Source organism: Staphylococcus sp. mip270_02 (assembly GCF_054031535.1).
This window is the reverse complement of sequence record NZ_CM132934.1, coordinates 2,569,120-2,595,327: the sequence shown is the minus strand read 5'-3', so window position 1 is coordinate 2,595,327 and position 26,208 is coordinate 2,569,120. Positions and strand designations below refer to the sequence as shown.

The window sequence follows — 26,208 nt, the reverse complement described above, 5'->3', positions numbered from 1 at the left end:
ATACATAATTGTTGGATGAATGAACTATAAATTGAAAATATCGTTTATAATTAGGCAGTGATGTTATTAAAGAGATTAATTAATTATTAATCTTCTACACTTTTTAATATGGATTATCAATTCTTTTTGATATGATAATAACTATACTATAAAAGTCGAAGAAATATTGATAGAGGTGAACCAATGTTAACTACAAAAAGTTTAGTAGAACGCTTCGAACTTGAGATGATTGCAGGCGAAGAAGGGCTAAATAAGCAAATTAAAAACACTGATATTTCGAGACCTGGATTGGAAATGGCGGGGTATTTTTCTCACTATGCTTCAGACCGTATTCAATTATTAGGTACTACTGAATTATCTTTTTATAATTTATTGCCAGATGAAGAACGTAAAGGACGCATGAGAAAATTATGTCGACCTGAAACACCGGCAATTATTGTCACGAGAGACTTAGAACCACCAGAAGAATTGATTGAAGCTGCTAAAGAACATGAAACACCTTTAATAACTTCTACAATTGCGACTACACAGTTAATGAGCCGATTGACTACGTTTTTAGAACATGAACTAGCTAGGACAACGTCACTCCACGGTGTACTTGTAGATGTGTATGGTGTAGGTGTACTAATAACTGGTGACTCTGGTATTGGTAAAAGTGAAACAGCCTTAGAATTAATTAAAAGAGGCCATAGACTTGTAGCAGACGATAACGTTGAAATTAGAGAAATAAGTAAAGATGAATTAATTGGTAGAGCACCCAAATTAATAGAACATCTACTAGAAATTAGAGGTTTGGGTATTATCAATGTTATGACTTTATTCGGTGCTGGATCGATTTTAACAGAAAAACGATTGCGCTTGAATATTCATTTAGAAAACTGGCACAAAGAGAAATTATACGATCGTGTAGGATTAAATGAAGAAACATTACGAATTTTAGATACAGAGATTACGAAGAAAACTATACCAGTTAGACCTGGCCGTAACGTAGCAGTAATCATTGAAGTAGCAGCAATGAATTATAGGCTAAACATTATGGGGATTAATACAGCTGAAGAATTTAACGATCGTTTAAACGCAGAAATTTTACGTAATGGTAATAATGGTGAGGAGAAATAAGCAATGTTGACATTAAACTATATCGATCCTATTGCATTTGAATTAGGGCCGATTTCAGTCCGATGGTATGGTATTATCATTGCGGCTGGTATACTATTAGGCTATTTTATAGCACAAGCTAGCGTGAAAAGGATTGGTTATGACCAAGATACGCTAGTTGATATTATTTTTTGGAGTGCAATATTTGGCTTTATTGTGGCAAGAATCTATTTTGTTATTTTTCAATGGCCTTATTACATACAAAATCCAATTGAGATACCAATGATATGGCATGGAGGTATTGCGATACACGGTGGTTTAATTGGAGGGTTTGTAACAGGCATTATTATTTGTAAACAAAAGAATATTAATCCCTTTCAAATCGGCGATGTAATTGCACCTAGTATGATTCTTGGTCAAGGTATTGGAAGATGGGGAAATTTCATGAATCACGAAGCTCATGGTGGGCCAGTTTCAAAATCTGTGCTTGAAAATTTACATATACCCGATTTTATTATTGATAATATGTACATTGATGGTAAATATTATCAACCAACATTTTTATACGAATCCATATGGGATATTTTAGGTTTTGTTATATTAATTTTATTAAGAAAACATCTGCGTGTTGGTGACACGTTCTGCCTTTATTTAATTTGGTATTCTATTGGTAGATTTTTTGTGGAAGGCATGCGTACTGATAGCCTAATGCTAACAAGTGATATTCGTGTAGCGCAGTTAATGTCTATTATATTAATTTTAGTTGGTGTTATCATAATGATTGTTAGAAGAGTGAAATATCGTTCGCCACGTTATAAAGATGTTGGTCCGCTATCATGGCCAAACCTAAAAGTGAAGTGATAAAATAACATGCGGAATTTAAAAAGACAGAAGTCACATGATAAAAACCCACTGTGGCGTATGTACCATTACGTGAGGATTGTTAAAATTTTCAAACAGACGGTAATTATTGAAATTTGTCGCTATTTACCTATTGTGAAGTTAAAGCATTGGATATATCGTAAATTTTTGAAAATGAACATCGGCGCAGAAACTGCATTTGCGTTTAAAGTCGTGCCGGATTTACTTTATCCAGAATTTATTACGATAGGTAAAAATTGTGTCATTGGATATAATACAACTATTTTAACGCACGAATTTCTAGTGGATGAGTTTAAAACAGGACCTGTCCATATCGGAGACAATACTTTAATCGGAGCAAATGTTACTATTTTGCCTGGTGTTACGATAGGAAATAATGTCAAAGTAGGTGCGGGCGCCATTGTATCTAAAGATATACCAGATAATACAATGGCTTATGGGAATCCCATACAAATTAAAAGTTAAAAACATAGGAGGTGATCATGGATGGCGCATAACGACAATGTAATATCGATGAAGTTTGATAGTCAATTTTATAAAAAATTAGGTGAACAAAAATTTCACCAACAAGATTATAAAAAGGCTGCAGAACATTTTAAAAAAGTGCTTGAAATGTCACCTCAAGATTTTGATACAAAAGTAAAATATTCTGAATGTCTAGTAAATTTAGGACTAGGTAATAAGGCAGAACATCTTTTTTATGAAAGTATAGCACAAGATGAATTTGTAGAAGAAAGCTATTTTCAGCTTAGTCAACTCAATATTACGATAAATGAAGCTAATAAAGCATTCTTATTCGGAATCAACTATATTACAATGTCTGACGATGAAGATTATAGAGATGAACTTGAAGATATGTTTGAAGTATCCTACCATTCTGCTGAAAAAATTGAAACAGAAAGTCAACTATTCGCCATACAACTTATTTTTCAATATTTATTTTCCCAAGGTCGCTTACCAGAAGCAAGGAATTTTATTTTAAATCAAAATGAGGACATACAAGCACATCGTGTCGTACGTAATTTGTTAGCAATGTGTTATTTATATTTAAATGAATATGATACGGCGAAAGAGATGTTTGAGCGCTTATTGAGTGAAGATAATAGCGATGTACATGCCTTATGTCATTATACGTTATTACTTTATAATACAAATGATAAAGAGAAATATCATCGCTATTTAAATATTTTAGGAAAAGTTATACCAATGAATGATGACGAATCATTTAAATTAGGGATTGTCCTATGTTATTTAAGACAATATGAAGCATCCCAAAAGATATTACATCCTCTTTATAGAAAAGGGAAATTCCTATCTATACAAATGTATAATGCGCTCAGTTATAATAATTACTATTTAGGAAATTTGGAAGATAGTAAATACTTTTGGGCCAAACTACAAGAGATTACACAAGTAGACGTTGGCCACGCTCCATGGGTTATAGAAGAAAGTAAAGCTTACTTTGATCAACAAATTCTACCATTATTATTAAATGACGATAGTCATCATAGATTGTATGGCATTTTTTTACTTAATCAATTAAAAGGAAGAGAAGTGTTATTGACCCAAGAAATTTGGGGAGTGTTAGAATCTATGAATGATTATGAAAAATTATATTTAACATACCTTATACAAGACTTAAAATTAAATAAGTTAGATTTTATTCACAGAGGTTTGTTAATGCTTTATGATATAGAATCATTGAAAAATATTGAAGAATTATTTATTATATGGATTGATCAGGCGGAAGCGATTATTTCTGAAAAGGTAGATTTAACCAATGTCGATAACTATGTAGCGGCATTTGTATATATGTATTTTCGAAATACTGAAATTAAAGTGACGAAACAACAAGTATTAGAGTGGTTTAATATCTCAGCATATCGCTTGAATAAAACAATTGATTATTTAGTGAGCATATAAGTTTATAAAAAGCAAGAAATCATATATACTTCGCATAATGAATTATTAAATAGGAGGCAATTAAATGGCTGAACAAGTGGATTTTGATATTGCAATTATCGGTGCAGGTCCAGCAGGTATGACTGCTGCAGTTTACGCATCACGTGCAAATTTAAGCACAGTAATGATTGAACGTGGCATGCCTGGTGGTCAAATGGCGAATACAGAAGAAGTTGAAAACTTCCCAGGATTTGAAATGGTAACAGGCCCTGACTTATCTACAAAAATGTTTGAACACGCCAAAAAATTTGGTGCAAAATATCAATATGGTGATATTAAATCAATTGAAGATAAAGGATCTTATAAAGAAATCAATCTTGGTAATAATGTAATTACAGCTCATGCAGTTATCATTTCAACTGGTGCAGAATATAAAAAAATCGGAGTACCAGGTGAACAAGAACTTGGTGGTCGTGGCGTAAGTTACTGTGCGGTTTGTGATGGCGCATTCTTTAAAGGTAAAAAATTATTTGTTATCGGTGGTGGAGATTCAGCTGTTGAAGAAGGCACATTCCTTACAAAATTTGCTGATAGTGTTACTATTGTTCACCGTAGAGATGAGTTACGTGCACAAAAGATACTTCAAGACCGTGCATTTAAAAATGACAAAATTGATTTTATCTGGAGTCATACGCTAAAAACAATTAATGAAAAAGACGGTAAAGTTGGCTCAATCACATTAGAATCAACTAAAGATGGTGCAGAACAAACATTAGAAGCAGACGGTGTATTTGTTTATATTGGTATGAAACCATTAACAGTACCTTTCCAAGATTTAGGTATTACTAACGAAGTTGGTTATATTTTAACTAATGAAGATATGAGTACTAATATTCCTGGTATTTATGCAGCAGGTGACGTTCGTGAAAAAGGTTTACGCCAAATCGTAACAGCAACAGGTGATGGAAGTATTGCAGCGCAAAGTGCAATTGCGTATATTGAACACCTTAAAGATACAATTGAAGCATAATTAAAAAATTACCTGAGCTATACAAAATAATCAATGTAACTCGGTTGTAGTTATTGCTAGAATGTTAAACTTACGCTAGATTGTAAGTGAATGCATTCTAGCTTTTTTTACATAAAGAGTTATACTAGTGATAAAGTTGTCATGATTAAATCTTAAAAAATTAAAATCATTGAATACAAAAAATACTATAGTGACAAATGCTTAGACTACTACCTTAGACCTTTTTCATGTAAAATAGTTTATGATACTATGAGACTATTAGCTATAAAAAAGTTATTTTTAAGGAACGAACATAATAGTCGCTCAATATAACGATTTAACAATGAGTATGATAAATAAACAACGGATGGTGTGAAAAAATGCAACCGGAAGAACAAGATATAGTGAAAAGTGAATTATTAGTTGTTACAGGTTTGTCAGGTGCCGGAAAGTCTGTAGTTATACAGAGCTTAGAAGACATTGGATATTTTTGCGTAGATAATTTACCACCAATTCTTTTGCCGAAATTCGTTGAACTTATGCAACAAGGTAATCCTTCCCTACAAAAAGTAGCAATTGCAATAGATTTAAGAGGTAAAGAATTATTTAAGTCGCTTGTTAAAGAAATTGATTTAATCAAAGGTGATTCAGATGTTATCGTTGATATGATGTTTTTAGAAGCATCTAATGAAAGATTGATTTCTAGGTATAAAGAAACACGTCGTGCACATCCTTTGAATGAAAGAGGACAGCGCTCATTAATTGAATCTATTGAAGAAGAACGCGAACTATTGACTGAGATTAAGAGCTTGGCAAACTATACGATTGATACTTCACAAATGAAACCAAAAGAATTGCGTAAACGTATTGGTGACTATTTCAATCAAAGTAATTATCAAACTTTTAATATCAATGTAACAAGTTTTGGGTTTAAACATGGTATACAAATGGACGCTGACTTAGTGTTTGATGTGAGGTTTTTACCAAATCCACACTATGTTGATGATTTGAGACCGTTGACTGGTGAAGATGAACCAGTCTATAAATATGTCATGAAATGGAAAGAAACTGAAACTTTTTATGAAAAATTAATCGATTTATTAAAATTTATGATACCAGGTTACAAAAAAGAAGGTAAATCTCAACTTGTTATTGCCATTGGATGTACTGGTGGGCAACATCGTTCTGTCGCATTAGCCAAACGAATCGGAGCAGAACTCAAAGAGAGTTTTGACTATAATGTTTATGTGCATCATAGAGATGCACATGTCGAAAGTGGCGTGAAACATAAAGATGAGAAGAATTAAACTTGTACTTATAGGTGGAGGTACAGGTTTATCCGTTTTAGCACGCGGTTTAAAAGGTTATCCCATAGATATTACGACAATTGTTACAGTTGCTGATGATGGGGGTAGTACTGGAAAGATAAGAAGCGAAATGGATATACCTGCTCCAGGTGATATACGAAATGTAATTTCAGCATTAAGCGAAACGGAATCAACAATAGAACAATTATTCCAATATCGTTTTAAAGAAAATCAAGTTGAAGGGCATTCTTTAGGTAATTTATTGATTGCTGCACTTACAAACATTAATAATGATTTTGGCCATGCAGTTAAAGAATTGAGCAAAATATTAAATATCAGAGGCAGTGTCATCCCTTCAACTAATACGAGTGTAAGATTAAATGCAGTTATGGAAGACGGAGAAATTGTATATGGTGAATCTAAAATACCTAAAAAGAATAAAAAGATAGAACGTGTATTTTTAGAACCAGAAGATGTAAGACCAATGGAAGAAGCCGTAGAAGCTATTGAAGAAGCCGATTTAATTGTAATGGGGCCAGGATCTTTATATACGAGTGTTATATCTAATCTCTGTGTTAAAGGCATCTCTGAATCATTACTTAAAGTTGATGTACCTAAACTATATGTATCTAACGTTATGACCCAACCAGGAGAAACGAATCATTACACAGCACTTGACCACGTTAAAGCAATACATGATCACATAGGAAATAATTGTATTAACTATGCCATTTGTAGTACGCAACCGTTTCATGGAGATGTAGTCGAACGCTATAGAGAAGATAACGCTGAGCCTGTGCAATGTGATATAGGCGAAATGGAGGCCCAAGGTATTAAAGTTTTTACACATCCAAATCTGGTTGAAGTTTCCTCTGAAAATTATGTACGACATAATACTGAAGTTCTTTCTAAGATGATATATGAAATTGCTATGCAGGAAACAGAGACAATAGAATTTACTCGCGATAAAGAAAATAATGAAAAGCATTAAGTGAGACTATAAAGTTAAGAAGGGACTGATTGTAATGAGCTTTGCATCCGATATGAAGAATGAACTAACAAGAATAGAAGTAGATGAAAAGAATGCTAAAGCAGAGCTCAGTGCCCTTATTCGAATGAATGGTGCACTCAGTCTATCCAATCAACAATTTGTTATCAATGTACAAACTGAAAATGCTACGACAGCTAGACGTATCTATTCACTAATCAAAAAAGTATTTAATGTTGAAGTGGAGTTACTAGTAAGAAAAAAAATGAAGCTTAAAAAAAACAATATTTATATTTGTCGCATTAAAGCACGAGCAAGAGAAATTTTAGATGAATTAGGTATTTTAAAAAATGGTGTTTTCACTCATGAAATTGACCAAGGTATGATTTATGAAGACGAAATGAAAAGAAGTTATTTGAGAGGGGCTTTTCTTGCAGGCGGCTCGGTTAATAATCCAGAAACATCTTCTTACCATCTTGAAATCTTTTCATTGTATGAAGATCATTCTGAAGGAATTACACAATTGATGAATGAATATGAATTAAACGCCAAGCACCTTGAACGAAAAAAAGGAAGTATCGCATATCTAAAAGAAGCGGAAAAAATATCAGACTTTCTCAGTTTAATTGGTGGTTTCCAAGCATTGTTAAAATTCGAAGATGTGCGTATCGTACGTGATATGAGGAATTCTGTTAATAGGCTTGTGAATTGTGAAACGGCAAATTTAAATAAAACAGTAAGTGCTGCAATGAAGCACGTTGAAAGTATTCACCTCATTGATAAAGAAATAGGGTTAGACAATTTACCTGATAGATTACGTGAAATCGCAAAATTAAGAATAGAACATCAAGAAGTTTCACTAAAAGAACTCGGTGAAATGATGTCTACTGGAAAGATATCTAAATCTGGTGTAAATCATCGTCTGCGTAAATTAAATGAAATGGCTGACAAGATACGAAGCGGAGAATCAATAGAGTTGTAAATTAGCACCGCAATAACTTAATTTACTAGATTCTAACTTTTTTTATAAATAAATCATATATGATTATTTTTTAAATAAGTTATGCTAATATATTATAAAAGTAATCATTTCAATTACTGACACCTTGTATAGGTGTCTTTTTTACATAATTAACAAATTGCTTCTAAGGTTGAATTATGTCGAAATTTAACTAAGTAGTTTAGACAATAAGGAGGGCATACATGTTAGATTTTATTAATAAGCATTATAGAAATATTATATTCTGTTTAATTGGTACATTGATAAACGCAATAGGAGTGAATTGTTTTTTACTTGGTTCTAACCTTGGCGATGGCGGGACTGTTGGTATATCCCTTTCTTTGCTGTATGCCTTTGGTTTATCTCCTGCATGGACGTCTCTAATTATAAATACTATTGTTGTGTTTATTGGTTGGAAATTTTTAAGTAAAACGGTTGCTGTTTATACGGTAATCTCAAACACTGCTCTGTCTTTCTTTTTACATTTAACTGAAAATATTAATCTCGGCATCGATAATTTTGTTATTAATTCTGTCTTTGGGGGCGCTATTATCGGTGTTGGTGCTGGTTTAGTTATCTCAACAGGCAGCACACTTGGTGGGACATCTGTAATTGCTAAAATAGTAAATAAATATTCAGAAATTAAAACATCACAAGGTATTTTTATACTTGATGCATTAGTGGTACTTTCTTTTTTGATGGTATTACCGTTAGAAAATGTCTTGTTTACAATCATTATGTTATTTGTTACTGAAAGAGCAACAGCATTTATAATTGAAGGATTTAATCCTAAAAAAGCAGTTACTGTAATTTCAAATAAAAGTGAAACAATTAGTGATAAAATAAACGCTTTTACAGGTAGAGGTTCAACAATTCTTACTGGTAAAGGCGGGTATGGTAAAAATGAAACACATATGCTTTATGTCGTCGTCCCACAGTCACAAGTGACAAGAGTGAAAAAATTGGTGAATGAAGAAGATGAAAATGCCTTTTTAGTAATCCACGACGTACGAGATGTTTTAGGGAGCACTTTTATTAATATGAGTTAATCAGTGAAACTGAAGCTATGGACGCATTAATTGAACAATTGCCAAGCGGTAGATTAGCTAAACCAGAAGAAGCAGCATCTGTCGTTTTACGTCTATAAATCTCATGCGCAAGTAATATGATTGGCTAAGTATTTTCGGTAGACGGAGGCTTTACAATTCAATAAGTATTAAAATCAAACTGATATACAAAAAAAGGAATACCATAGATATGGAATTCCTTTTTTGTATGTATATAATTATAAGTCCCCTCGAAGGAGATTTATATTCTCTATAATATCAGTGGTTATAGGATTTAAAGTCCCTAATGGGTCCCTAAAACTACATACTATCTAAAATATCAATAGCTTTGTCATTTTCTTCTTTGAATTTTTCGTCTAATAAATGAGAGTAAATGGAAGTGGTTATTGATATGTTTTTATGTCCTAATCTTTTGGAAATATAATATATTGATACGCCTTTAGCAAGGAGATAAGAGCAGTGTGTATGTCGTATTGCATGTGAAGTTATGCTAGAAATAGATAATTTATCACATGCTTTTTTTAATGTCTTGTTTATCGCATTTACCGAAATAAAGTAACCTGTTTCTTTAAATATATAACCATCATAACTAACTGCTAGCTCATTAATTACGCTTAGTATATGTTTCATATCAGATTTTGCTATTTCAATATGACGAGGAGATGAATCTGTTTTATGTTCATTTATAAATAATTGATTTTTAATTTGATCTATATAATCTATCTTCATATATCTTACGCCACTAACACGACAGCCCGTACAAACCATAATATACAATGCTAATGCTGAACGAGTACGTTTTTGTTTTATATAATCTTTTAATCTTTCATATTCAGTTAAAGATATATATTTTTCTTTTTCACTCTTAGATGTATTACCAGCCTTATAACTCACTTTATAGGTAGGATTTTTGCTTATTAAGCCATCATAAACTGCGTCTTCTAAAGCTGAGCGTATAGCTCCGTTAGTTTTACGAATGGTTTCTTTTGCATGATTTTCTGAAAAATTATTAATAAATTTTTGGTATATTTGTCTATTTAATTTAGACAATTTCATATTTCCTATTTTATGATTTTGTATATGCTTTAGTGTGAAATAATAATGACGATAAGTTGAAGTAGCAACTACTGATTCTTTATAAGTTTCAATCCAATTTTTAAAATAATCTTGCAAAGTTAAATCATTATCGTAATCAAGCCCATTTTTTAATTCGCTTAATTTATCAAATCCTGCAGAGTTTGCTTCACGTTTTGTTCTAAATCCTTTTTTACGATAACGTTTCCCTTCGTGAGTAAATTCGTATTGCCATTTTTTTCCATCATAACAACGAGTTTGCATTCTATTCCTCCTAAAAAAGATAAAAATATATAGGGCACTGTAGGGTGCCCTTTAAAGATAATTTTCGTTCAAAAATGACAGTTTTCTTATTAATTCATAAGAAAAACCTATTGAATCAAGTAGATTTACTTTATTATATTGGTCCATTTCTCCATAAATTTTAAATAATTCTTCAATTAAATTATCTCGAGTTGCCTTGTTCCTTGTAAATAAGAGGATTAGTAGTGTTAATGCATACAAATCATTCCTTCCAATATCTTTAGAGTATTCTTCATTTATAAGAAAATCATAACCAATCAATTTATTAAAATATTTTAGAGAAAGTCTTGATTTTGATTTAAAGGAATAAAATCTATGGCCGTGTGCTATTCTATTTCTGAATTCTCTTAATAGATTTAGTGAATCTATGCCTATATTGGCTAAACTATCTTCCTTATTAATTATATTTGAAATATTTTTCAAAACTTCAACTTTATGATTTCTCTTCAGAATACTTAACCATTTAATCGTTAAACCGAAATTGTGGGGCAATATTATTATCCAAGGTGGTACATGGTTATGATTTTTCTTGTAATGGTATATTGATTCAACTTTATCCCAATTCAGCGATTTACTAATATCGTCTAAAACTCCTGCTCTTTTTCTTTTATGAGGATCATAATAGTAAGTATCTAAATAACTATATTTTCTTTCAAAAACTTTTGGATTGTTTCTACTTTTTTTTGGTTCTTCAACCCCAAAATTTTTAGCAATAACTGCAGCAATATTATTTTTTAAAGATTGTTCTATTAAAATCAAATATTTGAAATATAGGTTTTTTAATCTCATGTCATTTTGATAACAGTGAAATAAATCTCGGAATTTTGTACCATCAACAAAAAAATCGTTGTTTTTTTCTTTGAAAAAATGTGAATATGCGTTAACTAATGCATAATAGGAAATAGTTTCTAATTGTAATAAAGCGAACTCTTCATCATCAATTATTAACTTTCGATCTTTTAATAAAATCATTTGTTCTTTGCAGCTTAAGTAAGGTTTAGAATACGGTGAAATATTTAAATAAGTTTTTATAGCGTTAATGTCTTCCAATAAAATTCGCTCCTACAACGAAAAACCCCCTCATGCAAGCATGAGAGGGTTTTTGAGTCGTTTCACAGAACAACTATTTCATGCTTATATTATAGATGTTTTTTCTTAATTAGTCAATTTATTTTTATATATTTTAACACACGAAACAGTTCAAACTAATTACATTTTGGTTCTATCAGTAATTTTAGATTCCATAACTCTACGATGAGTCTCGTCTGATTTTTTTATCATTCTTTCAAATTTTTTGCTTCTTAAAAATTCTTTTGCTTCTTCAACCTCTTCGTCAGAAAGTTCTTTTCCACCAGTATTAATGTGGACATATCCAAATTCTTCATCATTAATAATCATATACATTACTCCTTTAGATTTCATTTATTCAAATTCTATTTCATATAATGATTCGTTAATTTGGTCGTACATCTCGTATTTCTCTAAATAATCAAACCAGACTGAATTAGGTTTTTCTCGTGCTCTTCTACAATAGATTTAACCCTTTCATAAATACTATTTATCAAATCTTTATACATATCATTAGCAGCTCTTTCTATTTTGGCTTCTGACCAACGTTTTTTAGGTGGTCTCCTCTTATCTTTCTCTAATTGATGATTAATAGCTCTATCATAAAAGCTATCTAACGCCGGTAATCTTCCTTCCATGTGTTCTTGAAAGTCTTTAATATTCATCATTATCCTCCTTATCGTGTTCATCTAACTTTCTGAAAAAATCAATAAATGTTTCTGCCATTTTTTCTACTTTTTCATCTGATGATTCATTTATATATTTTGAAGAAATATTTATATAGATACCTTCATTATCTAGTTTATTCAAAGCTTCTTTTTTTCTATAATTTAAATTCATAGTTAACTCCTTTAAAAATTATTTAACTATTGTCTTGTATATCCAATAAATCATTAATGGTGATATTGCAACAACGTAAGAAGTGTAAGTAATAACAGAGTCTATATTAATACAATCTTTTAAGAACGTACGTTCTGGTTAATTTTAAAAATATATAGGGTAGGATAGCTACCCTATATATTTTTATGTACTTAAGCTTGTTATACTTTAAAAGTAAAGTTTTAATTCTCTTCTAATTCTATATTTTCATTGTCTTCATTAATTTCAGACTTAATAAATCTATAAATTATAATAGCGATTGTGCTTACAATAAAATAATTTTTAAATTTCTCCATATTAACTCCCTTAATTTAAATTAATATCACTAAAACTACAATTATAAAGTATTTTGTTAAAACTATTTTATCTTTAATCTTGATGATTCTCTTCTTTATTTAAGTTATTCTAAATGATCTACAGCGTATTTTGCTTCTTCAGGAGTGAATTTATCACCAGCATCTGAAGTGAGTTGAGAGTATATTTCATCGTCAGACATATCCATCATATCTAAGTAATTTTCAGCAGATTTCAAAGCGTTCTCATTATAATCTACTTCTAGATTATCGACAGCATATTGAGCCGCATTTTCAGGATATTTGTCACCTGCCGAAGAAGTTAATTGGTCGTAAATAGCATCTTTAGACATATGCATTGTATCAGCATATGTTTTAGCTGAACCTAATGCAGCTTTTGCTTCGCGATTTGGTTTTTTTTCGTTCGTATCTTGTTTAGGTGTAGGTTCTTTTGTATCTTCTTCTATTTTTGATTCTTTATTTACATCATTTTGTACATTTGACTTTTTAGAAGATTCATCTTTTTCATCTTCTTTATCACTATTATTTTCAAGTTCTTTAATTTCTTTTTTTAAGTCCTTATTTTCTGCGTTTACATTCTTTAATTCTTTCTTTAAATCATTATTCGCTTGGTTTTCTTGATTGGAGGAGTTATTAACTTTCTCATCATCGTTATTTCCGAGACTGCTCAAATAAACTATTACAAATAAGCAAGTAATAACAACTCTTATCCATAATTTCCATTTTTTGAATCCCCACATTAAAGCTAAACCAATTGGATAAATGAATATAAGTGCTAAAATAACTAATAAACTCCGTTCGTACCATTTTGGTTTATTAGTTGTACTTTCCATATTATCGAAAGTTTTAAAATCTTTGTTCATTATAAATTCCCCTAATAATATATTTATGTTATAAAAACACATTAGTATTAGTCTACAAAAACTATATTATCTTTTGTAGTATGTATAACAAAATATTTTTAACATTTTACACAATTCCATAGTTAATATACATTTTATTGAAATTGTCGTTTAAGTATTTAATTCAAATGTACTTTTTATTCCGAACAACTTATTTAATTGCACACGTGTACAAAGACACGTGCATTAATTCGTATAGTATTTTTATTAATTTTGTATATCTAAGGTTAAAAAATTAGAGGATAACCCTGCCTGCAAATTTAACATCAGAATCCCCGTAAAAATTCATATCTCCATATTTAGGATTTAGAGAAACTAAACGAATATGATCTTGATATATAAATACTTTTTTAACGTATGCTTCGCCATCAACAACGAATACACCTAATTGTCCACTGTTAATACTTGTATTTTCTTCTATAAATATAATTTCTTTGTGTTCAAAAAGTGGTTCCATAGAATCACCATTAACTTGTAAAGCAAAATCATGAGGTGGTACAACTCCCACAGGATAGTTAACTGTGAATTCTATATCATCTACTAAAGTTTCACCGGTGCCTGCTGACACGTAACCATTTACAGTTACTTCTTCAGTCTTAGAATCTTTATATGATTGTAGATAAATAACTTTATCACCTTGTTGTTGTACAGAATAATGATGTTCTGCATAAGCTAAAACGCGTTTTTGTCTTCTTTCTTCTAATTTACTCGAGACTTCGTTGATTTGTGTGAGTGTATTAGGTAAACTTTTTTCATCATATAATTCATTTATAGCTACATTAAAATAGTCTGCTATAACTTTAGCTGACGATAACCTAGGTTCTTCTTTTTCGTTTTCCCATTTAGATATTTTTCCTTTTGTTAGTTTTACAACGTCAGGATATTTATTGTTTAAATCATTTACTAATTCTTCCATAGTTAAATTATTTTGTTTACGTAATCGTTTTAGACCTTTTCCAACGCCCATTTTGAATACCTCCTTAATTAACATAAGTTAATTATACATGTTTCGAAATCGAAACACAAGGAATTCCTCGTGAAAAGTTATTGACAACGAAACATTAGAAATGTAAACTGTAATTAAGTTATCGGAATCGAAACAAAAAGGAGGTAACTTTTAATGGTGATAAAAACAAAAGTTCAGCCATATAACAAAATAAAAAGTTATATAGCGCTTTATGGTTTAACACAAAAGCAAGTGGCTGATGATATAGGAATGAGTAGAAGTTTATTAAACATTAAAATCAACAGAATAGAAGGTAGGGATTTTTCAACATCTGAGGCTAAAACTTTGGCTGATTACTTAGGGATTAAGGTTGATGATTTTTTTTGAATTAAAAGTTTCGAAAACGATAACTTTTTTTAAAAGGAGGAAGCAAAATGCAAAATTTACAAGTATTTAAAAATTCACAATTTGGAAATTTAGAAATTTTAACCATTGAAGGTAAGGAATGGTTCCCAGCAATTAAAGTCGCAAAAATTTTAGGATACTCCAACCCTCATAAAGCTGTAAGAGATCATACAAAAGAAAAGGGGGTAACGATTCGTTCAGTCCTTTCAAATGGTGGAAATCAAAACAAGAAATTTATTGATGAAGGTAATTTATACAGATTAATCACTAGGTCAAAATTACCACAAGCAGAAGAATTTGAAGAATGGGTGTTTGAAGAAGTTTTACCCTCCATTCGCAAACATGGCATCTACGCTACTGAAAGTGTAATAGAACAAACTATGAAAGACCCAGATTACATTATCAATATTCTTATGGAATACAAACAAGAGAAAGAAAATAACTTAATTTTGAAACAAGAAATTGGTGAACTTAAACCTAAAGCTGATTATGTAGACGAAATATTAAAATCGCCAGGAACTATGACGATAACACAAATTGCAGCTGATTACGGTCTGTCTGCTCAAAAATTAAATAAATTACTGCATGAAGCACGTATACAACGTCGTGTAGGTAAACAGTGGGTTTTATACACAGAACATATGAATAAAGGTTACACAAAGTCAGAAACAATTAACATTGTTCGTTCAGATGGCACACCAGATACACAACCACAAACAAAATGGACGCAAAAAGGCAGATTGAAAATACATGAGATTTTAACTGAATTTGGTTATGAAGCTCAAGTATTAGAAGTATAGCGAGTGAATTAAAACGACTTTCAGCGCTCACATAGAGCATTTAAGAGCGAGAGTAGGCGATGATATGAGCCACGCCATAATACATGAAAGGTCATTGCGAAAACTAAATGTTGTATGTGGGTGCTGAAAGAGAAATGGAGAGATAGGACATGGGACAAACATTAAATGTTGAAATAACTATACCTAAAGGATATGTACTTGTTGATTCAGTTAGGTTACAAGAATTAGAAGAATCTTCATTAGATCCAGTTTGGGATATGAATGATTTAAAACAAAAATTGAAAATGTCGTCAGTTGACACTATCAAAGATAAATTATTGTATAACCCTAAATTTGAAAAAACTCTGAGAAAAGAAGGCATCGCACATTATCCAAACAGAGAGTTTAATCGTTGGAGATTTAATGCTAGAAAGATGAATAGCTTTATTAACGAAAACTTTGAAGCTATACATGGAAAGGAGAGATAACATGAACGGTATTATATCAGTTTTAACATCGATATTAGCAATGTCACTTTCATTCATATTTACAAATGATTTCATTCATTTAACAGTAATCTACTTTGTAACATTCTTCATAGCATACTGTTGGTTTTGGCCTGAATTTTTCAAAACAATAAAAAAGACTGAAAGCAACGGCAATTGCTAACAGTCGAAATATACTTATGTCATTTATCTATATAAGTATACCACCAAAAATAGGAGGTAGACAAGATGTATTACGAAACAGGTACAAGCAAAAGTAAAAAAATCCAATTATTAGGCTTTGATTTCAAAATTAATTTGTACAAACACGACGATAATATAGAGGTCACATTATTAAATGAAAATAACGATTTTATAGATAGCGTCCCAATTTACGATGAATATGCTGGAATAGCTACAGCACAAGAATTATTAGAACAATCTGCCTTTACATGGATAGAACAAAACACAGATGAAGCAGACAGAATAATGAATCGAGTGATGCAGTGGTGAAGAAACAAAAATTTAAACGCTTAGCCATTGATCTATTACAAAAAATAGAAGGTGAAGGCATGGTTATCGAATATATAGATAATACGATTTGGTTTCATCATTCACATGATAACTATAAAGAAGGCATGGCAAGTATATATATATTTAATAACACACAAAAAGATAACGAAATATTAGCACGCTATGAACAAGTAAAGAAAGTTATTGCAGGTGAAAGGTTGGTTTGTGATGAGTAATATATTTGAGTTAACAGATAACTATAAACAAGTCTATGACTTGATTTCTGAACAGGGCGATGAACAAGCTTTAATAGATACTTTAGCAAGTATTAATGATGCATTAGAGGATAAAGCAGATGGATATGCATCAGTGATTAAATCATTACAAGCAGACAATAGCGCAATTGATGAAGAAATAAAGCGTTTAAAGCAGCGTAAAGCATCAAACGAAAATGGTGTTAAACGCTTAAAAGATAATTTAAAAGAGTCTATGGAAGTTACAGGAAAAACTAAATTTAAAACAGCATTCAACAGTTTTAGTATTTCTAAAAATGCACCTAGTAAAGAAGTTTTAGACGAGAAACTCATACCTAAAGATTATTGGGTATCTCAAGCGCCTAAAATAAACTCCAAATTACTCTTAGATGATTTGAAAGCTGGTAAAGAAGTGCCAGGAGCAGAAATTAAACAAACACAAAGCTTGAGGGTGAGATAAATGAGCGAGGAACTTAATATATATCAAAAAATAGCGGATGTAAAAGCCAACATAGAGGGATTCACAAAGGATACAAAAGGCTATAACTTCACTTATGTATCAGGGTCACAAATATTACATCGTATTAGAAATAAAATGATTGAACACAGATTGTTATTAATACCTAGTACATCAAATGAAAAGTGGACTACACACACTTATAAGAATAAAAAAGGTCATGAAGTTATTGATTTTATAGTAGAAATGGATTTGAACTACAAATGGGTTAATGCAGACAAACCAGAAGAACAATTGGATATTAGTTATCACGCATTTGGTCAACAAAATGATATATCACAAGCGCATGGTACAGCTTTAACATATTCAGAACGCTATTTCTTAATGAAGTTCTTTAATATACCAACTGATGAAGATGATGCAGACGCTAAAGAAAAGCAAGATAGATATTCAAAAGTAGATGCAGAGAGTCTTAAAACGCTTGAAGCAGAAATTAAAAATTTCAGCGATTTAATGAAATCATTAGGAAAAGAAGTTACGACTGAACAAGTAAAAGTTCGATTAGGAATATCGGATATAAATTCATTAACTAATAATCAAATAGCTGAAAGAATAACGAAATTAGACAGTTGGAGTAAAGAATATCAAACAAAGGATGATGAAAATGATAAATAGAGTCGTATTAGTAGGACGTTTAACGAAAGACCCAGAATTCAGAACAACACCATCTGGTGTGAATATTGCAAACTTCACTCTAGCTGTTAATAGAACATTTACCAATGCTCAAGGTGAACGCGAAGCAGACTTTTTCAATGTAGTTGTGTTTCGTAAGCAAGCAGAAAATTTAAACAACTATTTATTCAAAGGTCATTTAGCTGGTGTTGATGGTCGTTTGCAATCACGTAGTTATGAGAATAAAGAGGGTCAACGTGTATTTGTTACAGAAGTTGTCGCAGACAGTGTTCAATTCTTGGAACCTAAAAACAACGGACAGGCAAACAACGTTTCTAAAGGACAACAGACAGGAACGAATAATCAACGTTCAAGCAATGATAATCTATTTGCAAATGCTAATGGGCCTATTGATATTAAAGATGATGATTTACCATTTTAATTGTATACAACTTAAAGGTGATTGAATGGCAATAATTAAAAGTTACATCCAACAAGATGACGGCACGACAACTGCTGTCATCGAGGGTGTAGAACTAACTAATAAAGATTTCCTACTACTTGATAATGGATTAGAAGTTGAATGTGATGTAGATGTAATTGATCCATACAAGATAACAGGTAAACAACGTCGTAAAGTATTCGCAATGATAAGAGATATATTCGACCATTACGGGCAACCGATGGACTATTTAAGATATATGTTCCAAAAACAATTAGAGTTCTTACATGGCTATGAACCGATGTCATTAAGTAATTGTAGTCGAAGACAAGCAAGCGAGTTAATCGAACTCATATTAGATTTTATATTCCAATATGACATACCGATGAGGAAGCAAACAAGCGACCTCATGAACAACGATAAATACTTTCTATACAAATCTACCATTAACCGAACTTGTGTTATATGTGGCGCTGTAAATGCTGATTTAGCACATTATCAAACAGTAGGTAGTGGACGAAATAGAAGCAAAATAAATCATACAAATAATAAAGTATTAGCCTTATGCAGAAAACACCATACAGAACAACATCAAATAGGCATCGATACATTTAATAGTAAATACCACTTACAAGATAGTTGGGTGGATGTAGACGAAAAACTGAATAAGATGTTGAGAGGTGAGAGACATGAGTAAGCTTCTTATTGATGATTATCCAATATTAGTATTGCCGAAGCTAGCAGAAATGATTGGATTAAATGAAGCAATAGTATTGCAACAGATGCATTATTGGTTAACTAACAGTAAACACTATCACGATGGTTGTAAATGGATTTATAACACGTATAAAGGTTGGCAAGAGCAATTTCCATTTTGGAGTGATAGAACCATTAGACGTACTATTACGAGTCTTGAAAAACAAAAATTAATTGTTACTGGAAATTATAATAAAGCAGGATTTGACAAAACAAAGTGGTATTCAGTGGATTATAGAGTATTAGAACTAGTGGACAGACGATGTGGTCAAAATGACCAGACGCATTGGTCAAATTGTCCAAATGGAATAGGTCAAAATGACCAAGTGGAAGAGGACAAAATGGACAAACCTATACCAGAGACTAACACAGAGATTACTCCAGAGACTTCTACAGATAATAATAGCGCAACTGACGTTACGCGTGAACGTTTTGAGGAATGGTGGAAACTTTATGATAAAAAGCTAGATAAGAAAAAAGCGTTTAGTTTATTTAAATCAGCACTTAAAGAACATAGTTATGAAACTATCATGAATGGTACTAGAGAATATCTTAAAACGATTACGAATAAACAATATCAAAAGTACCCTAAAACATTTTTAAGTCAAGAAAGCTATATGAATGACTTTACAGAGGAAACACAACCTACAGGACAAGACCAACTAGAACGTATGAAACACGACCCTAGTTATTGGGATTAGGAGTGATTAAATGAAAAGAATGTTAAGCCCTAGGATAACGGAAACACTTAAGCAGTATGAAGCTACTGAAATAGAAAGAGCACTGTATTGTGAGAAATGCGGTAATAAGTACGATTTACACAAGTTTGATAGTGGTTACGAATATCGTGATGGTTGCGAGTGCAGCATGATTGCAGCAGGTAAAGAAGCAGAGAATAAACGTAAGCAGAAAGCAATCGATAATATATTTAATCAATCTAATGTTAACTATTCATTACAAGAAGTCACAGTGAACAATTATCAACCACAAAACCAATCACAAACAGATGCTAAACAAACAGCAATAGAGTACGTTAAAACATTTTCTATAGATAAACCTAAGTCATTAATCATGCAAGGCTCATATGGCACAGGTAAATCACATCTAGCTTATGCCATTGCTAAAGCAGTTAAAGCAAAAGGCTATTCGGTAGCATTTATGCATATACCAATGTTAATGGATCGTATCAAAGCTACTTACAATAAAAATGCAGTTGAAACTACAGACGAGTTAGTCAAATTACTTAGCAACGTAGACTTGCTTGTACTAGACGATATAGGTGTAGAAAACACAGAACATACATTAAACAAACTATTTAGCATAGTTGATAACAGAGTAGGTAAGAATAACATTTTCACTACCAACTTTAGTGATAAAGAACTAAATCAAAACATGAATTGGCAACGAATCAATTCACGTATGAAACATAATTCACGCCAAGTGAGAGTGCTTGGTGATGACTACAGGGAGAGAGACGCATGGTAAAAACAATTGAATATGTAAAAAACTTTTTAGAAGCTCCTAATTTAAGTGATATGTACGCACAAAAGTTTATAGATGGGGCACACGGAGACGAAACAATGTTAGATGAACTTTTATTCGCAGAGAAAGCAAAACGCGCTACAACAGACGCGATTCGTGAGGTGTGCTAAATGGGATTGAGTACAGAATATAGATTAAAACAAAGCAACAGTAATATAACTATCGATGTTATCCCGTTAGATAATAATAGAAATCGTGTGTTTGGATTGCATTATCATTTTGGCATAGATGAATACATTATTAGTGATGAAAGATTAGAAGAAATCAAACGCACATACAAATTAGAGCGTGCAGATCAAACGAGTATATTTGATTACATGTAGGAGTGAACAGCATGAGTAAATATAATGCGAAGAAAGTTGAATATAAAGGTATCGTGTTCGACAGCAAAGTTGAATGTAGATACTACCAACATTTACAACGACAAAAAGAACAAGGGTTAATAGATTATATCGAACTACAACCAAGATATGAGTTGATTCCTAAGAATGGTAAACAACGTAAAACAGAATATGTCGCTGATTTTGCATTATGGAATAAAGGGCGACTGCTGGAAGTCATAGACGTTAAAGGTATGCCAACAGATGTTGCTAGATATAAAGCGAAACACTTTAGATATAAATATCCAGACATACCGTTGATATGGATATGCGAAGCGCCTAAATATACAGGTCGAACATGGATAACATATGAAGAATTGAAAAAGGCAAGAAGTGAACGCAAGAAAGCTAAGAGGTGATTGCATGAATGAACCTGGAACAATGAAAATTAAATACTACGCTAAATTCGAAAAAGTAGTGCCATATATCCAACGACCAAATGAAGAAGAACAAGAAGTTTTAGAGTGGATTGGTCAAGACATGGATAAGCACGTTAATGATTACTTAGATGGTACATTCATAGAATTTAGCGAACCAGAGGTGAAAGATTAATGGAATCAGTACATGTTAAAGGTAAAACATACGAAATTATGGGCGAAAACCTTAAATGTATGAACAAGAATGATTTAAGCAAAAATTATATTAGTAAAAGATTACTTTATGGATGGACATTAAACGAAGCATGTAAGGCACCTAAACACATGCGCTTAACTGATTATAGAGAAGATCAGAAAATTAAACAAATGGAATCACAAGTTAGACGTATAAGAGCCAAAGTTAAAGATGAGAAGCACAGAAACGAGCACCCTTGGTTGTACGATGGCACACCGCAAGTACATGCACGTAGTAAATATGTAGCTGATTTAATGAAAAACGATATATTCCCAAAGGTGGTTAAATAAATGTCAAAAGAAACATTAAAAGTTGGTGACTGGATTCAATACATTGCGATAAATGGACAATCACAACACGGTAAAGTTGATAGTTTAGTAGAAGATATGAATGAAAAACAAATACGCGTTGATTTAAAACTATTAAATGGGCAAAAAGATTCCATTTGGATAAATGAGGATTGGATTAAGGCACATCCTAATGCATCAAGACTATTGGACGAGAAGTATAACGAAAGAAATAAACAATCCAACGATGTACAACAACGTAAGCGAAGTTGCGGAGTAATCAATAGCGAAAGATTAGAAACCATACACCCAGGTGAATGGGTAATCCCATTAAATAATTCCGAAAGAGCTCAATTTATAGAACAAGTAGTTGAAGGATTTGATGCAGTACCAGCATACAATATAGGCAAAGCGATAGAACACATATTTGAACATGATAGTGAGAAAGCAAGACAATCATTGGAACGTGCATATGAGAATTGGGATTAATTCAGTTAAAGATATAAGTATATTATAGAGTTTAAAGATTAGTGATATCTGTTATAGGAGGACGAATAAATGGTGAAGATTAAACGTAAAGTAGAAATGACATGTGGAGAGTTCGCTAAGTATATGGTCGATAATTTTGGTTTTTCAAGTTATGCAGTTGAGTTGTCAGACGGTTATTGGTTAGGAAGCCCAGAACGAGAATATGATGTATCTATTCATTTACCACCCTCTAAAATTAGTGATTTGCCAGACATTAAAATAACTAAATCTGGTGTTGTTATTTTCGAAGTCGAGGAAGAAATTACGGAAGATACAGTGATACCTAAAGTCATAGAACTATATTCAAATGAAAATAAGAATACATTTGCAATGCAACATTGTGACCGAACTATAAAACAGATACAAGACGAAGGCGGTTGTAAATCATTAGCCTTCTACATTTTAAACGACGACTTCACAATGACTTTGATCTGGACACACGATAAAGGGCTGGTGGAGTAGATGGCTACAGATAAACAAGTAGAATATGTTTTATCTTTACAGGAACAATGTAATAGCACTGAGTATTCAAAGGCAGAAGTTAGAAAAATGAATAACGAAGAAGTAAATGACATTATAGAAGAGTTTAAAACAGATATGGCAATAGAAGAATTGTACAACGAATGTATGAGCTATGGATTACCTAATCAATAAGGAGTGATGGCGAGTGAGTACCTTAAAAGAGATTTGTAAAGAACAAACAGAACTATTAAATGAGTGTCGCCAAAATATCAAAGAGTTAACTGAAGAAAATGAAAAGCTAAAAGAAGAAGTAGAACATTTAAAAGGTATTATCCAAGATGAAGAAGATTGGAAATTACTTAAATTAGAAGAAGAATGGTTGTGATGGCGAGTGATTATAAGTAAAAAGAAATATGAAAAATTAAATAATGATTTAGTAGATGCTAAAGCAAAGGCGTTCGATGAAATTATGAAAGGTGAGTTAGGCGCTTATTACGATAAAGCAAAGTCGTTTGATGAAATAGTAAAGGCTGTTAATGCGCCATATGTTGAGTACCCAGAAGATTGGATGGTCGATGTTTTGAAAGTGGTGCGAAATTTTGAACAAGGAAGTGCACACGATGAAAGATAGAGAGTATAAAGACGCATGGCAAAAGTTTAAAGAAATGAGAATGCAAGAATATATCAAACTTCATCGTACTGTAGACCGAGTAACTAAACCCAACAGTCAACACCACTTATTCCAATTAGCTAACGCAATAGTCGGTAAAAAAGATTTAGCGCATATATTAAGATATATGGACGAACTAGACGGCACAAACGAATTTAGCAACTTACTAAGCGATTTGGGGGACGAGTAGGATGGATAATAAATTAAAAGTGGAGTTAGAAAAACGTTTGTACATGATCTTGAAAAATAAAAATAACTCATCCACATATTCAAATGGTGAGTTAAAAGAACTAAATGAACTCTATAGAGAATTAAACAAAAGTAATCATAAAAACATTATAATTCCTGATTTAATACCTAGTGTGAGTTTGATTAGTGTCACTTCTATTACGATAGCAATTTTATTAAAGTTCCTATGATTCCTAAAATACCGATAATAGAAGTTACTATCCATTTCAACCAAGAATTTCTAACAGAATAATATTTTTCTTCCCCTTCTCTTGTGATTTCTACGGTATCACCATATTGGGGAATCATCATAAAAAAATTTTTAGATGAATGATTATCAAAATCAACAACTGTGGGTGTAATCCATTTCTTATCAAACATGTAGTCAAAATGTTTATAATCAGAGGTCATTTTAACTTTACCTTTTTTAACACCTATATGTAATTTCATAAACATTGATAAATTCAATATAAATACCACCTTATATTTAGATAAATAAATTATACCAGAATAGGAGCTAATTAATATGAATGAATTAGTAAAACAAGTAGAACAATGGAGTATAGATAAAAACCTAGACAAAGGTAATCCAGATAGACAGGCATTGAAATTCTATGAAGAAGCTGGTGAAGTTGGAGCAGCATTATCACGTAACAAATTAGACGATTTAAAAGACGGTATAGGCGATACAGTCGTTACATTAATTATATTGGCACAACAACATGGAATGACATTAGAGGAGTGTTTACAGTACGCGTATGACGAAATCAAAGGAAGAAAAGGAAAGACAATCAATGGAACATTCATCAAAGAATCAGACTTGTAAGAAAGATATAGTTGAAAAAGTTAAGGAAGTGTTGAGGAAATGAAAAAGCCCCAAAGTAGGGGCAGGCAACTATAAAGTGTCATTTATTAATATTTTTATTCCACAATACAAGTTATAAATTACAAAATAAATTGCACCAATAAGAGCTATAAAACCAATTATTAACAGTATTATGCTTACTGCTGTACTAGAAACAATACCGCTATATCCTAATATAGCTGAACCAATAACTATAAGGACATAAGGTAAGATGTGGAACAGTAAAGATTTTTTTGCATGATTTGAAACGGGTTTGTCTGCTAAAACCCAAATGACTATGGGAAAAATAATTGGAGCGAAGAAAACACTAAAATACGATAGAGCAGATAATAATTTTTCGGATTGAGTAGAATTTGTAATCATAAATAACACCTCCAATTTTATAGTAACCTAATTAAAATTAAATAAACTTATAATCAAAAAAATATTTATTAAATATTTTTGAATATTAAAAGGAGTGACGCTATGCAACACCTAATACGTACGCTAACCGATTCAACCGGACACACTTTCACTCACATTACACAAGCACGAGAGAATGAAACGTTTACTGTGGTTGAGGCAGAGAATAAGGAAGAGGCGGCAGAGAAAGTGAATGATCTAGAAGAGTTCGAATTTCGTAAAGATAAAAGATGGGATACAGATTCAATGTTTATATAAGAAGGGACAGTGAGTGAATATGACTAAAAAAGCAATTAAAAGACCAGATGAAGTTGAATACATTGAGTTTAAAGGCAGAGAGAATTTTAAAGAGGTATGCAATTTTATTGGGCGTTCAGAGCCATTGCTTACACGCATGGATGGTAAAGAGTGTTTATTATTGAATTACTATATACCTAATAAAGAAACGGCGATAGTATATCCAGGTAAAATATTTTATAAATGGAATAACTATGGTGACGATGTTGCCATTTATGGAGATACATCTTGGGATATTATAAGTAAAGATGAGTTCTTCGAGCGTTACAAGGAGGACGACAAATGAAACGTATACTCAAAACATTATTAATCATAGCGCTATATGAACTAAGTAAAGAAATCACATACGAAATCATAGTTAAGAAACAGGCTAACGATATGGTAGAGCTACCTAGTTACGATGAAATAGATGCATGGAAAAAATATTAAGGAG

Annotated in this window: 45 protein-coding genes; 36 read left to right on the top strand and 9 right to left on the bottom strand. The window is 31.7% G+C overall.

Annotation, left to right across the window (positions count from 1 at the left end):
- The first annotated feature begins 183 nt into the window (after nucleotides 1–183).
- From hprK to ACW5YJ_RS12430, 9 genes are all read left to right on the top strand, one after another.
- Complete coding sequence (gene hprK / locus ACW5YJ_RS12470; RefSeq protein ID WP_017722495.1) at nucleotides 184–1,119, top strand: HPr(Ser) kinase/phosphatase; 936 nt, start codon at nucleotides 184–186, stop codon at nucleotides 1,117–1,119.
- Between the two features lie 3 nt (nucleotides 1,120–1,122).
- Entirely contained in the window at nucleotides 1,123–1,959 is an 837-nt protein-coding gene (lgt, locus tag ACW5YJ_RS12465) for a prolipoprotein diacylglyceryl transferase (protein ID WP_017722494.1), read from the top strand.
- Between the two features lie 9 nt (nucleotides 1,960–1,968).
- Nucleotides 1,969–2,445 carry a DapH/DapD/GlmU-related protein gene (locus ACW5YJ_RS12460; RefSeq protein WP_017722493.1) on the top strand — a complete coding sequence of 159 codons (477 nt, stop codon included), beginning with the start codon at nucleotides 1,969–1,971 and terminating at the stop codon, nucleotides 2,443–2,445.
- Between the two features lie 21 nt (nucleotides 2,446–2,466).
- A complete protein-coding gene (locus ACW5YJ_RS12455; protein ID WP_017722492.1) occupies nucleotides 2,467–3,903 on the top strand; it encodes a tetratricopeptide repeat protein in 1,437 nt (478 codons plus the stop codon).
- Between the two features lie 64 nt (nucleotides 3,904–3,967).
- Entirely contained in the window at nucleotides 3,968–4,912 is a 945-nt protein-coding gene (gene trxB / locus ACW5YJ_RS12450; RefSeq protein WP_017722491.1) for a thioredoxin-disulfide reductase, read from the top strand.
- A gap of 359 nt (nucleotides 4,913–5,271) precedes the next feature.
- Nucleotides 5,272–6,198 (top strand): RNase adapter RapZ, encoded by a 927-nt coding sequence (rapZ, locus tag ACW5YJ_RS12445; RefSeq protein WP_017722490.1) that lies wholly within the window; start codon nucleotides 5,272–5,274, stop codon nucleotides 6,196–6,198.
- Nucleotides 6,185–7,189 (top strand): gluconeogenesis factor YvcK family protein, encoded by a 1,005-nt coding sequence (locus ACW5YJ_RS12440; protein ID WP_017722489.1) that lies wholly within the window; start codon nucleotides 6,185–6,187, stop codon nucleotides 7,187–7,189. The genes rapZ and ACW5YJ_RS12440 overlap by 14 nt, the downstream gene beginning before the upstream one ends.
- A gap of 34 nt (nucleotides 7,190–7,223) precedes the next feature.
- Nucleotides 7,224–8,168: a DNA-binding protein WhiA gene (gene whiA, locus ACW5YJ_RS12435; RefSeq protein ID WP_017722488.1), complete on the top strand. Its 945-nt coding sequence runs from the start codon at nucleotides 7,224–7,226 to the stop codon at nucleotides 8,166–8,168.
- A 221-nt stretch (nucleotides 8,169–8,389) separates the two neighbouring features.
- Complete coding sequence (locus ACW5YJ_RS12430; RefSeq protein ID WP_017722487.1) at nucleotides 8,390–9,235, top strand: YitT family protein; 846 nt, start codon at nucleotides 8,390–8,392, stop codon at nucleotides 9,233–9,235.
- 318 nt (nucleotides 9,236–9,553) lie between these two features.
- On the opposite strand, the gene ACW5YJ_RS12425 is transcribed toward ACW5YJ_RS12430, so the two are convergent.
- The 7 genes from ACW5YJ_RS12425 to ACW5YJ_RS12395 all read right to left on the bottom strand — a co-directional run bounded on the left by ACW5YJ_RS12425 (nucleotide 9,554) and on the right by ACW5YJ_RS12395 (nucleotide 14,760).
- Nucleotides 9,554–10,591, bottom strand: coding sequence for a tyrosine-type recombinase/integrase (locus ACW5YJ_RS12425; protein WP_457338257.1), 1,038 nt, complete (start codon nucleotides 10,589–10,591; stop codon nucleotides 9,554–9,556).
- Between the two features lie 51 nt (nucleotides 10,592–10,642).
- Entirely contained in the window at nucleotides 10,643–11,680 is a 1,038-nt protein-coding gene (locus ACW5YJ_RS12420) for an Abi family protein (RefSeq protein WP_457338256.1), read from the bottom strand.
- A 159-nt stretch (nucleotides 11,681–11,839) separates the two neighbouring features.
- Nucleotides 11,840–12,028: a hypothetical protein gene (locus ACW5YJ_RS12415; protein WP_457338255.1), complete on the bottom strand. Its 189-nt coding sequence runs from the start codon at nucleotides 12,026–12,028 to the stop codon at nucleotides 11,840–11,842.
- An 83-nt stretch (nucleotides 12,029–12,111) separates the two neighbouring features.
- Entirely contained in the window at nucleotides 12,112–12,363 is a 252-nt protein-coding gene (locus ACW5YJ_RS12410) for a hypothetical protein (protein WP_457338254.1), read from the bottom strand.
- On the bottom strand, nucleotides 12,353–12,538 hold the full coding sequence (locus ACW5YJ_RS12405; protein WP_457338253.1) for a hypothetical protein: 186 nt from the start codon (nucleotides 12,536–12,538) through the stop codon (nucleotides 12,353–12,355). The genes ACW5YJ_RS12410 and ACW5YJ_RS12405 overlap by 11 nt, the downstream gene beginning before the upstream one ends.
- Nucleotides 12,539–12,977: 439 nt before the next feature.
- The gene (locus tag ACW5YJ_RS12400; RefSeq protein WP_457338252.1) at nucleotides 12,978–13,754 is read right to left on the bottom strand and encodes an Ltp family lipoprotein; all 777 of its coding nucleotides are present in this window, start codon (nucleotides 13,752–13,754) and stop codon (nucleotides 12,978–12,980) included.
- Nucleotides 13,755–14,028: 274 nt separating this feature from the next.
- Nucleotides 14,029–14,760, bottom strand: coding sequence for a S24 family peptidase (locus ACW5YJ_RS12395; RefSeq protein ID WP_457338251.1), 732 nt, complete (start codon nucleotides 14,758–14,760; stop codon nucleotides 14,029–14,031).
- Nucleotides 14,761–14,913: 153 nt separating this feature from the next.
- Between ACW5YJ_RS12395 and ACW5YJ_RS12390 the strand changes: the two genes are divergently transcribed.
- The 23 genes from ACW5YJ_RS12390 (at nucleotide 14,914) to ACW5YJ_RS12280 (ending at nucleotide 24,173) form a co-directional block, all read left to right on the top strand.
- On the top strand, nucleotides 14,914–15,126 hold the full coding sequence (locus ACW5YJ_RS12390) for a helix-turn-helix transcriptional regulator (RefSeq protein WP_326034466.1): 213 nt from the start codon (nucleotides 14,914–14,916) through the stop codon (nucleotides 15,124–15,126).
- A gap of 47 nt (nucleotides 15,127–15,173) precedes the next feature.
- A complete protein-coding gene (locus tag ACW5YJ_RS12385; RefSeq protein WP_358246483.1) occupies nucleotides 15,174–15,944 on the top strand; it encodes a phage antirepressor in 771 nt (256 codons plus the stop codon).
- A gap of 149 nt (nucleotides 15,945–16,093) precedes the next feature.
- A complete protein-coding gene (locus tag ACW5YJ_RS12380; protein WP_107551294.1) occupies nucleotides 16,094–16,411 on the top strand; it encodes a DUF771 domain-containing protein in 318 nt (105 codons plus the stop codon).
- A gap of 1 nt (nucleotide 16,412) precedes the next feature.
- Entirely contained in the window at nucleotides 16,413–16,592 is a 180-nt protein-coding gene (locus ACW5YJ_RS12375; RefSeq protein WP_452652256.1) for a hypothetical protein, read from the top strand.
- A gap of 65 nt (nucleotides 16,593–16,657) precedes the next feature.
- Nucleotides 16,658–16,921 carry a DUF1108 family protein gene (locus tag ACW5YJ_RS12370; RefSeq protein WP_436367897.1) on the top strand — a complete coding sequence of 88 codons (264 nt, stop codon included), beginning with the start codon at nucleotides 16,658–16,660 and terminating at the stop codon, nucleotides 16,919–16,921.
- Entirely contained in the window at nucleotides 16,918–17,157 is a 240-nt protein-coding gene (locus ACW5YJ_RS12365; RefSeq protein WP_457338250.1) for a hypothetical protein, read from the top strand. The genes ACW5YJ_RS12370 and ACW5YJ_RS12365 overlap by 4 nt, the downstream gene beginning before the upstream one ends.
- The gene (locus ACW5YJ_RS12360; protein WP_457338249.1) at nucleotides 17,150–17,635 is read left to right on the top strand and encodes a siphovirus Gp157 family protein; all 486 of its coding nucleotides are present in this window, start codon (nucleotides 17,150–17,152) and stop codon (nucleotides 17,633–17,635) included. The genes ACW5YJ_RS12365 and ACW5YJ_RS12360 overlap by 8 nt, the downstream gene beginning before the upstream one ends.
- Complete coding sequence (locus ACW5YJ_RS12355; RefSeq protein WP_457338248.1) at nucleotides 17,636–18,307, top strand: ERF family protein; 672 nt, start codon at nucleotides 17,636–17,638, stop codon at nucleotides 18,305–18,307.
- Nucleotides 18,297–18,746, top strand: a complete 450-nt coding sequence (ssb, locus tag ACW5YJ_RS12350; protein ID WP_457338247.1) for a single-stranded DNA-binding protein — start codon at nucleotides 18,297–18,299, stop codon at nucleotides 18,744–18,746. Before ACW5YJ_RS12355 ends, ssb begins: the two co-directional genes overlap by 11 nt.
- A gap of 25 nt (nucleotides 18,747–18,771) precedes the next feature.
- On the top strand, nucleotides 18,772–19,443 hold the full coding sequence (locus tag ACW5YJ_RS12345; protein ID WP_457338246.1) for a putative HNHc nuclease: 672 nt from the start codon (nucleotides 18,772–18,774) through the stop codon (nucleotides 19,441–19,443).
- The gene (locus ACW5YJ_RS12340; RefSeq protein WP_457338245.1) at nucleotides 19,436–20,203 is read left to right on the top strand and encodes a conserved phage C-terminal domain-containing protein; all 768 of its coding nucleotides are present in this window, start codon (nucleotides 19,436–19,438) and stop codon (nucleotides 20,201–20,203) included. The genes ACW5YJ_RS12345 and ACW5YJ_RS12340 overlap by 8 nt, the downstream gene beginning before the upstream one ends.
- A gap of 10 nt (nucleotides 20,204–20,213) precedes the next feature.
- The gene (locus ACW5YJ_RS12335) at nucleotides 20,214–20,987 is read left to right on the top strand and encodes an ATP-binding protein (RefSeq protein WP_457338244.1); all 774 of its coding nucleotides are present in this window, start codon (nucleotides 20,214–20,216) and stop codon (nucleotides 20,985–20,987) included.
- Complete coding sequence (locus tag ACW5YJ_RS12330; protein WP_457338243.1) at nucleotides 20,981–21,154, top strand: hypothetical protein; 174 nt, start codon at nucleotides 20,981–20,983, stop codon at nucleotides 21,152–21,154. Before ACW5YJ_RS12335 ends, ACW5YJ_RS12330 begins: the two co-directional genes overlap by 7 nt.
- Entirely contained in the window at nucleotides 21,155–21,367 is a 213-nt protein-coding gene (locus tag ACW5YJ_RS12325) for a hypothetical protein (protein WP_457338242.1), read from the top strand.
- An 11-nt stretch (nucleotides 21,368–21,378) separates the two neighbouring features.
- Complete coding sequence (locus ACW5YJ_RS12320; RefSeq protein WP_457338241.1) at nucleotides 21,379–21,783, top strand: DUF1064 domain-containing protein; 405 nt, start codon at nucleotides 21,379–21,381, stop codon at nucleotides 21,781–21,783.
- Between the two features lie 4 nt (nucleotides 21,784–21,787).
- Nucleotides 21,788–21,976: a hypothetical protein gene (locus ACW5YJ_RS12315; RefSeq protein ID WP_327620665.1), complete on the top strand. Its 189-nt coding sequence runs from the start codon at nucleotides 21,788–21,790 to the stop codon at nucleotides 21,974–21,976.
- Nucleotides 21,976–22,326: an SA1788 family PVL leukocidin-associated protein gene (locus ACW5YJ_RS12310; RefSeq protein ID WP_457338240.1), complete on the top strand. Its 351-nt coding sequence runs from the start codon at nucleotides 21,976–21,978 to the stop codon at nucleotides 22,324–22,326. The genes ACW5YJ_RS12315 and ACW5YJ_RS12310 overlap by 1 nt, the downstream gene beginning before the upstream one ends.
- Nucleotides 22,327–22,812, top strand: a complete 486-nt coding sequence (locus ACW5YJ_RS12305) for a hypothetical protein (RefSeq protein ID WP_457338239.1) — start codon at nucleotides 22,327–22,329, stop codon at nucleotides 22,810–22,812.
- A gap of 69 nt (nucleotides 22,813–22,881) precedes the next feature.
- Entirely contained in the window at nucleotides 22,882–23,313 is a 432-nt protein-coding gene (locus ACW5YJ_RS12300; protein ID WP_457338238.1) for a hypothetical protein, read from the top strand.
- Entirely contained in the window at nucleotides 23,314–23,505 is a 192-nt protein-coding gene (locus ACW5YJ_RS12295) for a hypothetical protein (protein WP_457338237.1), read from the top strand.
- Nucleotides 23,506–23,518: 13 nt separating this feature from the next.
- A complete protein-coding gene (locus tag ACW5YJ_RS12290) occupies nucleotides 23,519–23,698 on the top strand; it encodes a hypothetical protein (protein WP_358246326.1) in 180 nt (59 codons plus the stop codon).
- 6 nt (nucleotides 23,699–23,704) lie between these two features.
- Nucleotides 23,705–23,944: a hypothetical protein gene (locus ACW5YJ_RS12285; protein WP_457338236.1), complete on the top strand. Its 240-nt coding sequence runs from the start codon at nucleotides 23,705–23,707 to the stop codon at nucleotides 23,942–23,944.
- Nucleotides 23,934–24,173, top strand: a complete 240-nt coding sequence (locus ACW5YJ_RS12280) for a hypothetical protein (protein ID WP_457338235.1) — start codon at nucleotides 23,934–23,936, stop codon at nucleotides 24,171–24,173. The genes ACW5YJ_RS12285 and ACW5YJ_RS12280 overlap by 11 nt, the downstream gene beginning before the upstream one ends.
- A 197-nt stretch (nucleotides 24,174–24,370) precedes the next feature.
- Here the strand turns inward: ACW5YJ_RS12280 and ACW5YJ_RS12275 are convergent, their stop codons facing one another.
- Complete coding sequence (locus tag ACW5YJ_RS12275; protein ID WP_457338234.1) at nucleotides 24,371–24,679, bottom strand: hypothetical protein; 309 nt, start codon at nucleotides 24,677–24,679, stop codon at nucleotides 24,371–24,373.
- Nucleotides 24,680–24,737: 58 nt separating this feature from the next.
- Between ACW5YJ_RS12275 and ACW5YJ_RS12270 the strand changes: the two genes are divergently transcribed.
- A complete protein-coding gene (locus ACW5YJ_RS12270; RefSeq protein WP_326006521.1) occupies nucleotides 24,738–25,037 on the top strand; it encodes a MazG-like family protein in 300 nt (99 codons plus the stop codon).
- 69 nt (nucleotides 25,038–25,106) lie between these two features.
- Here the strand turns inward: ACW5YJ_RS12270 and ACW5YJ_RS12265 are convergent, their stop codons facing one another.
- Complete coding sequence (locus tag ACW5YJ_RS12265) at nucleotides 25,107–25,439, bottom strand: magnetosome magnetite crystal formation protein family (protein ID WP_457338233.1); 333 nt, start codon at nucleotides 25,437–25,439, stop codon at nucleotides 25,107–25,109.
- 102 nt (nucleotides 25,440–25,541) lie between these two features.
- Between ACW5YJ_RS12265 and ACW5YJ_RS12260 the strand changes: the two genes are divergently transcribed.
- The 3 genes from ACW5YJ_RS12260 to rinB are packed head-to-tail and all read left to right on the top strand — an operon-like array spanning nucleotide 25,542 to nucleotide 26,204.
- The gene (locus ACW5YJ_RS12260; RefSeq protein WP_457338232.1) at nucleotides 25,542–25,736 is read left to right on the top strand and encodes a DUF1381 domain-containing protein; all 195 of its coding nucleotides are present in this window, start codon (nucleotides 25,542–25,544) and stop codon (nucleotides 25,734–25,736) included.
- Between the two features lie 13 nt (nucleotides 25,737–25,749).
- The gene (locus ACW5YJ_RS12255; protein ID WP_457338231.1) at nucleotides 25,750–26,061 is read left to right on the top strand and encodes a hypothetical protein; all 312 of its coding nucleotides are present in this window, start codon (nucleotides 25,750–25,752) and stop codon (nucleotides 26,059–26,061) included.
- On the top strand, nucleotides 26,058–26,204 hold the full coding sequence (gene rinB / locus ACW5YJ_RS12250) for a transcriptional activator RinB (protein WP_457338230.1): 147 nt from the start codon (nucleotides 26,058–26,060) through the stop codon (nucleotides 26,202–26,204). Before ACW5YJ_RS12255 ends, rinB begins: the two co-directional genes overlap by 4 nt.
- Nucleotides 26,205–26,208 lie beyond the last annotated feature (4 nt).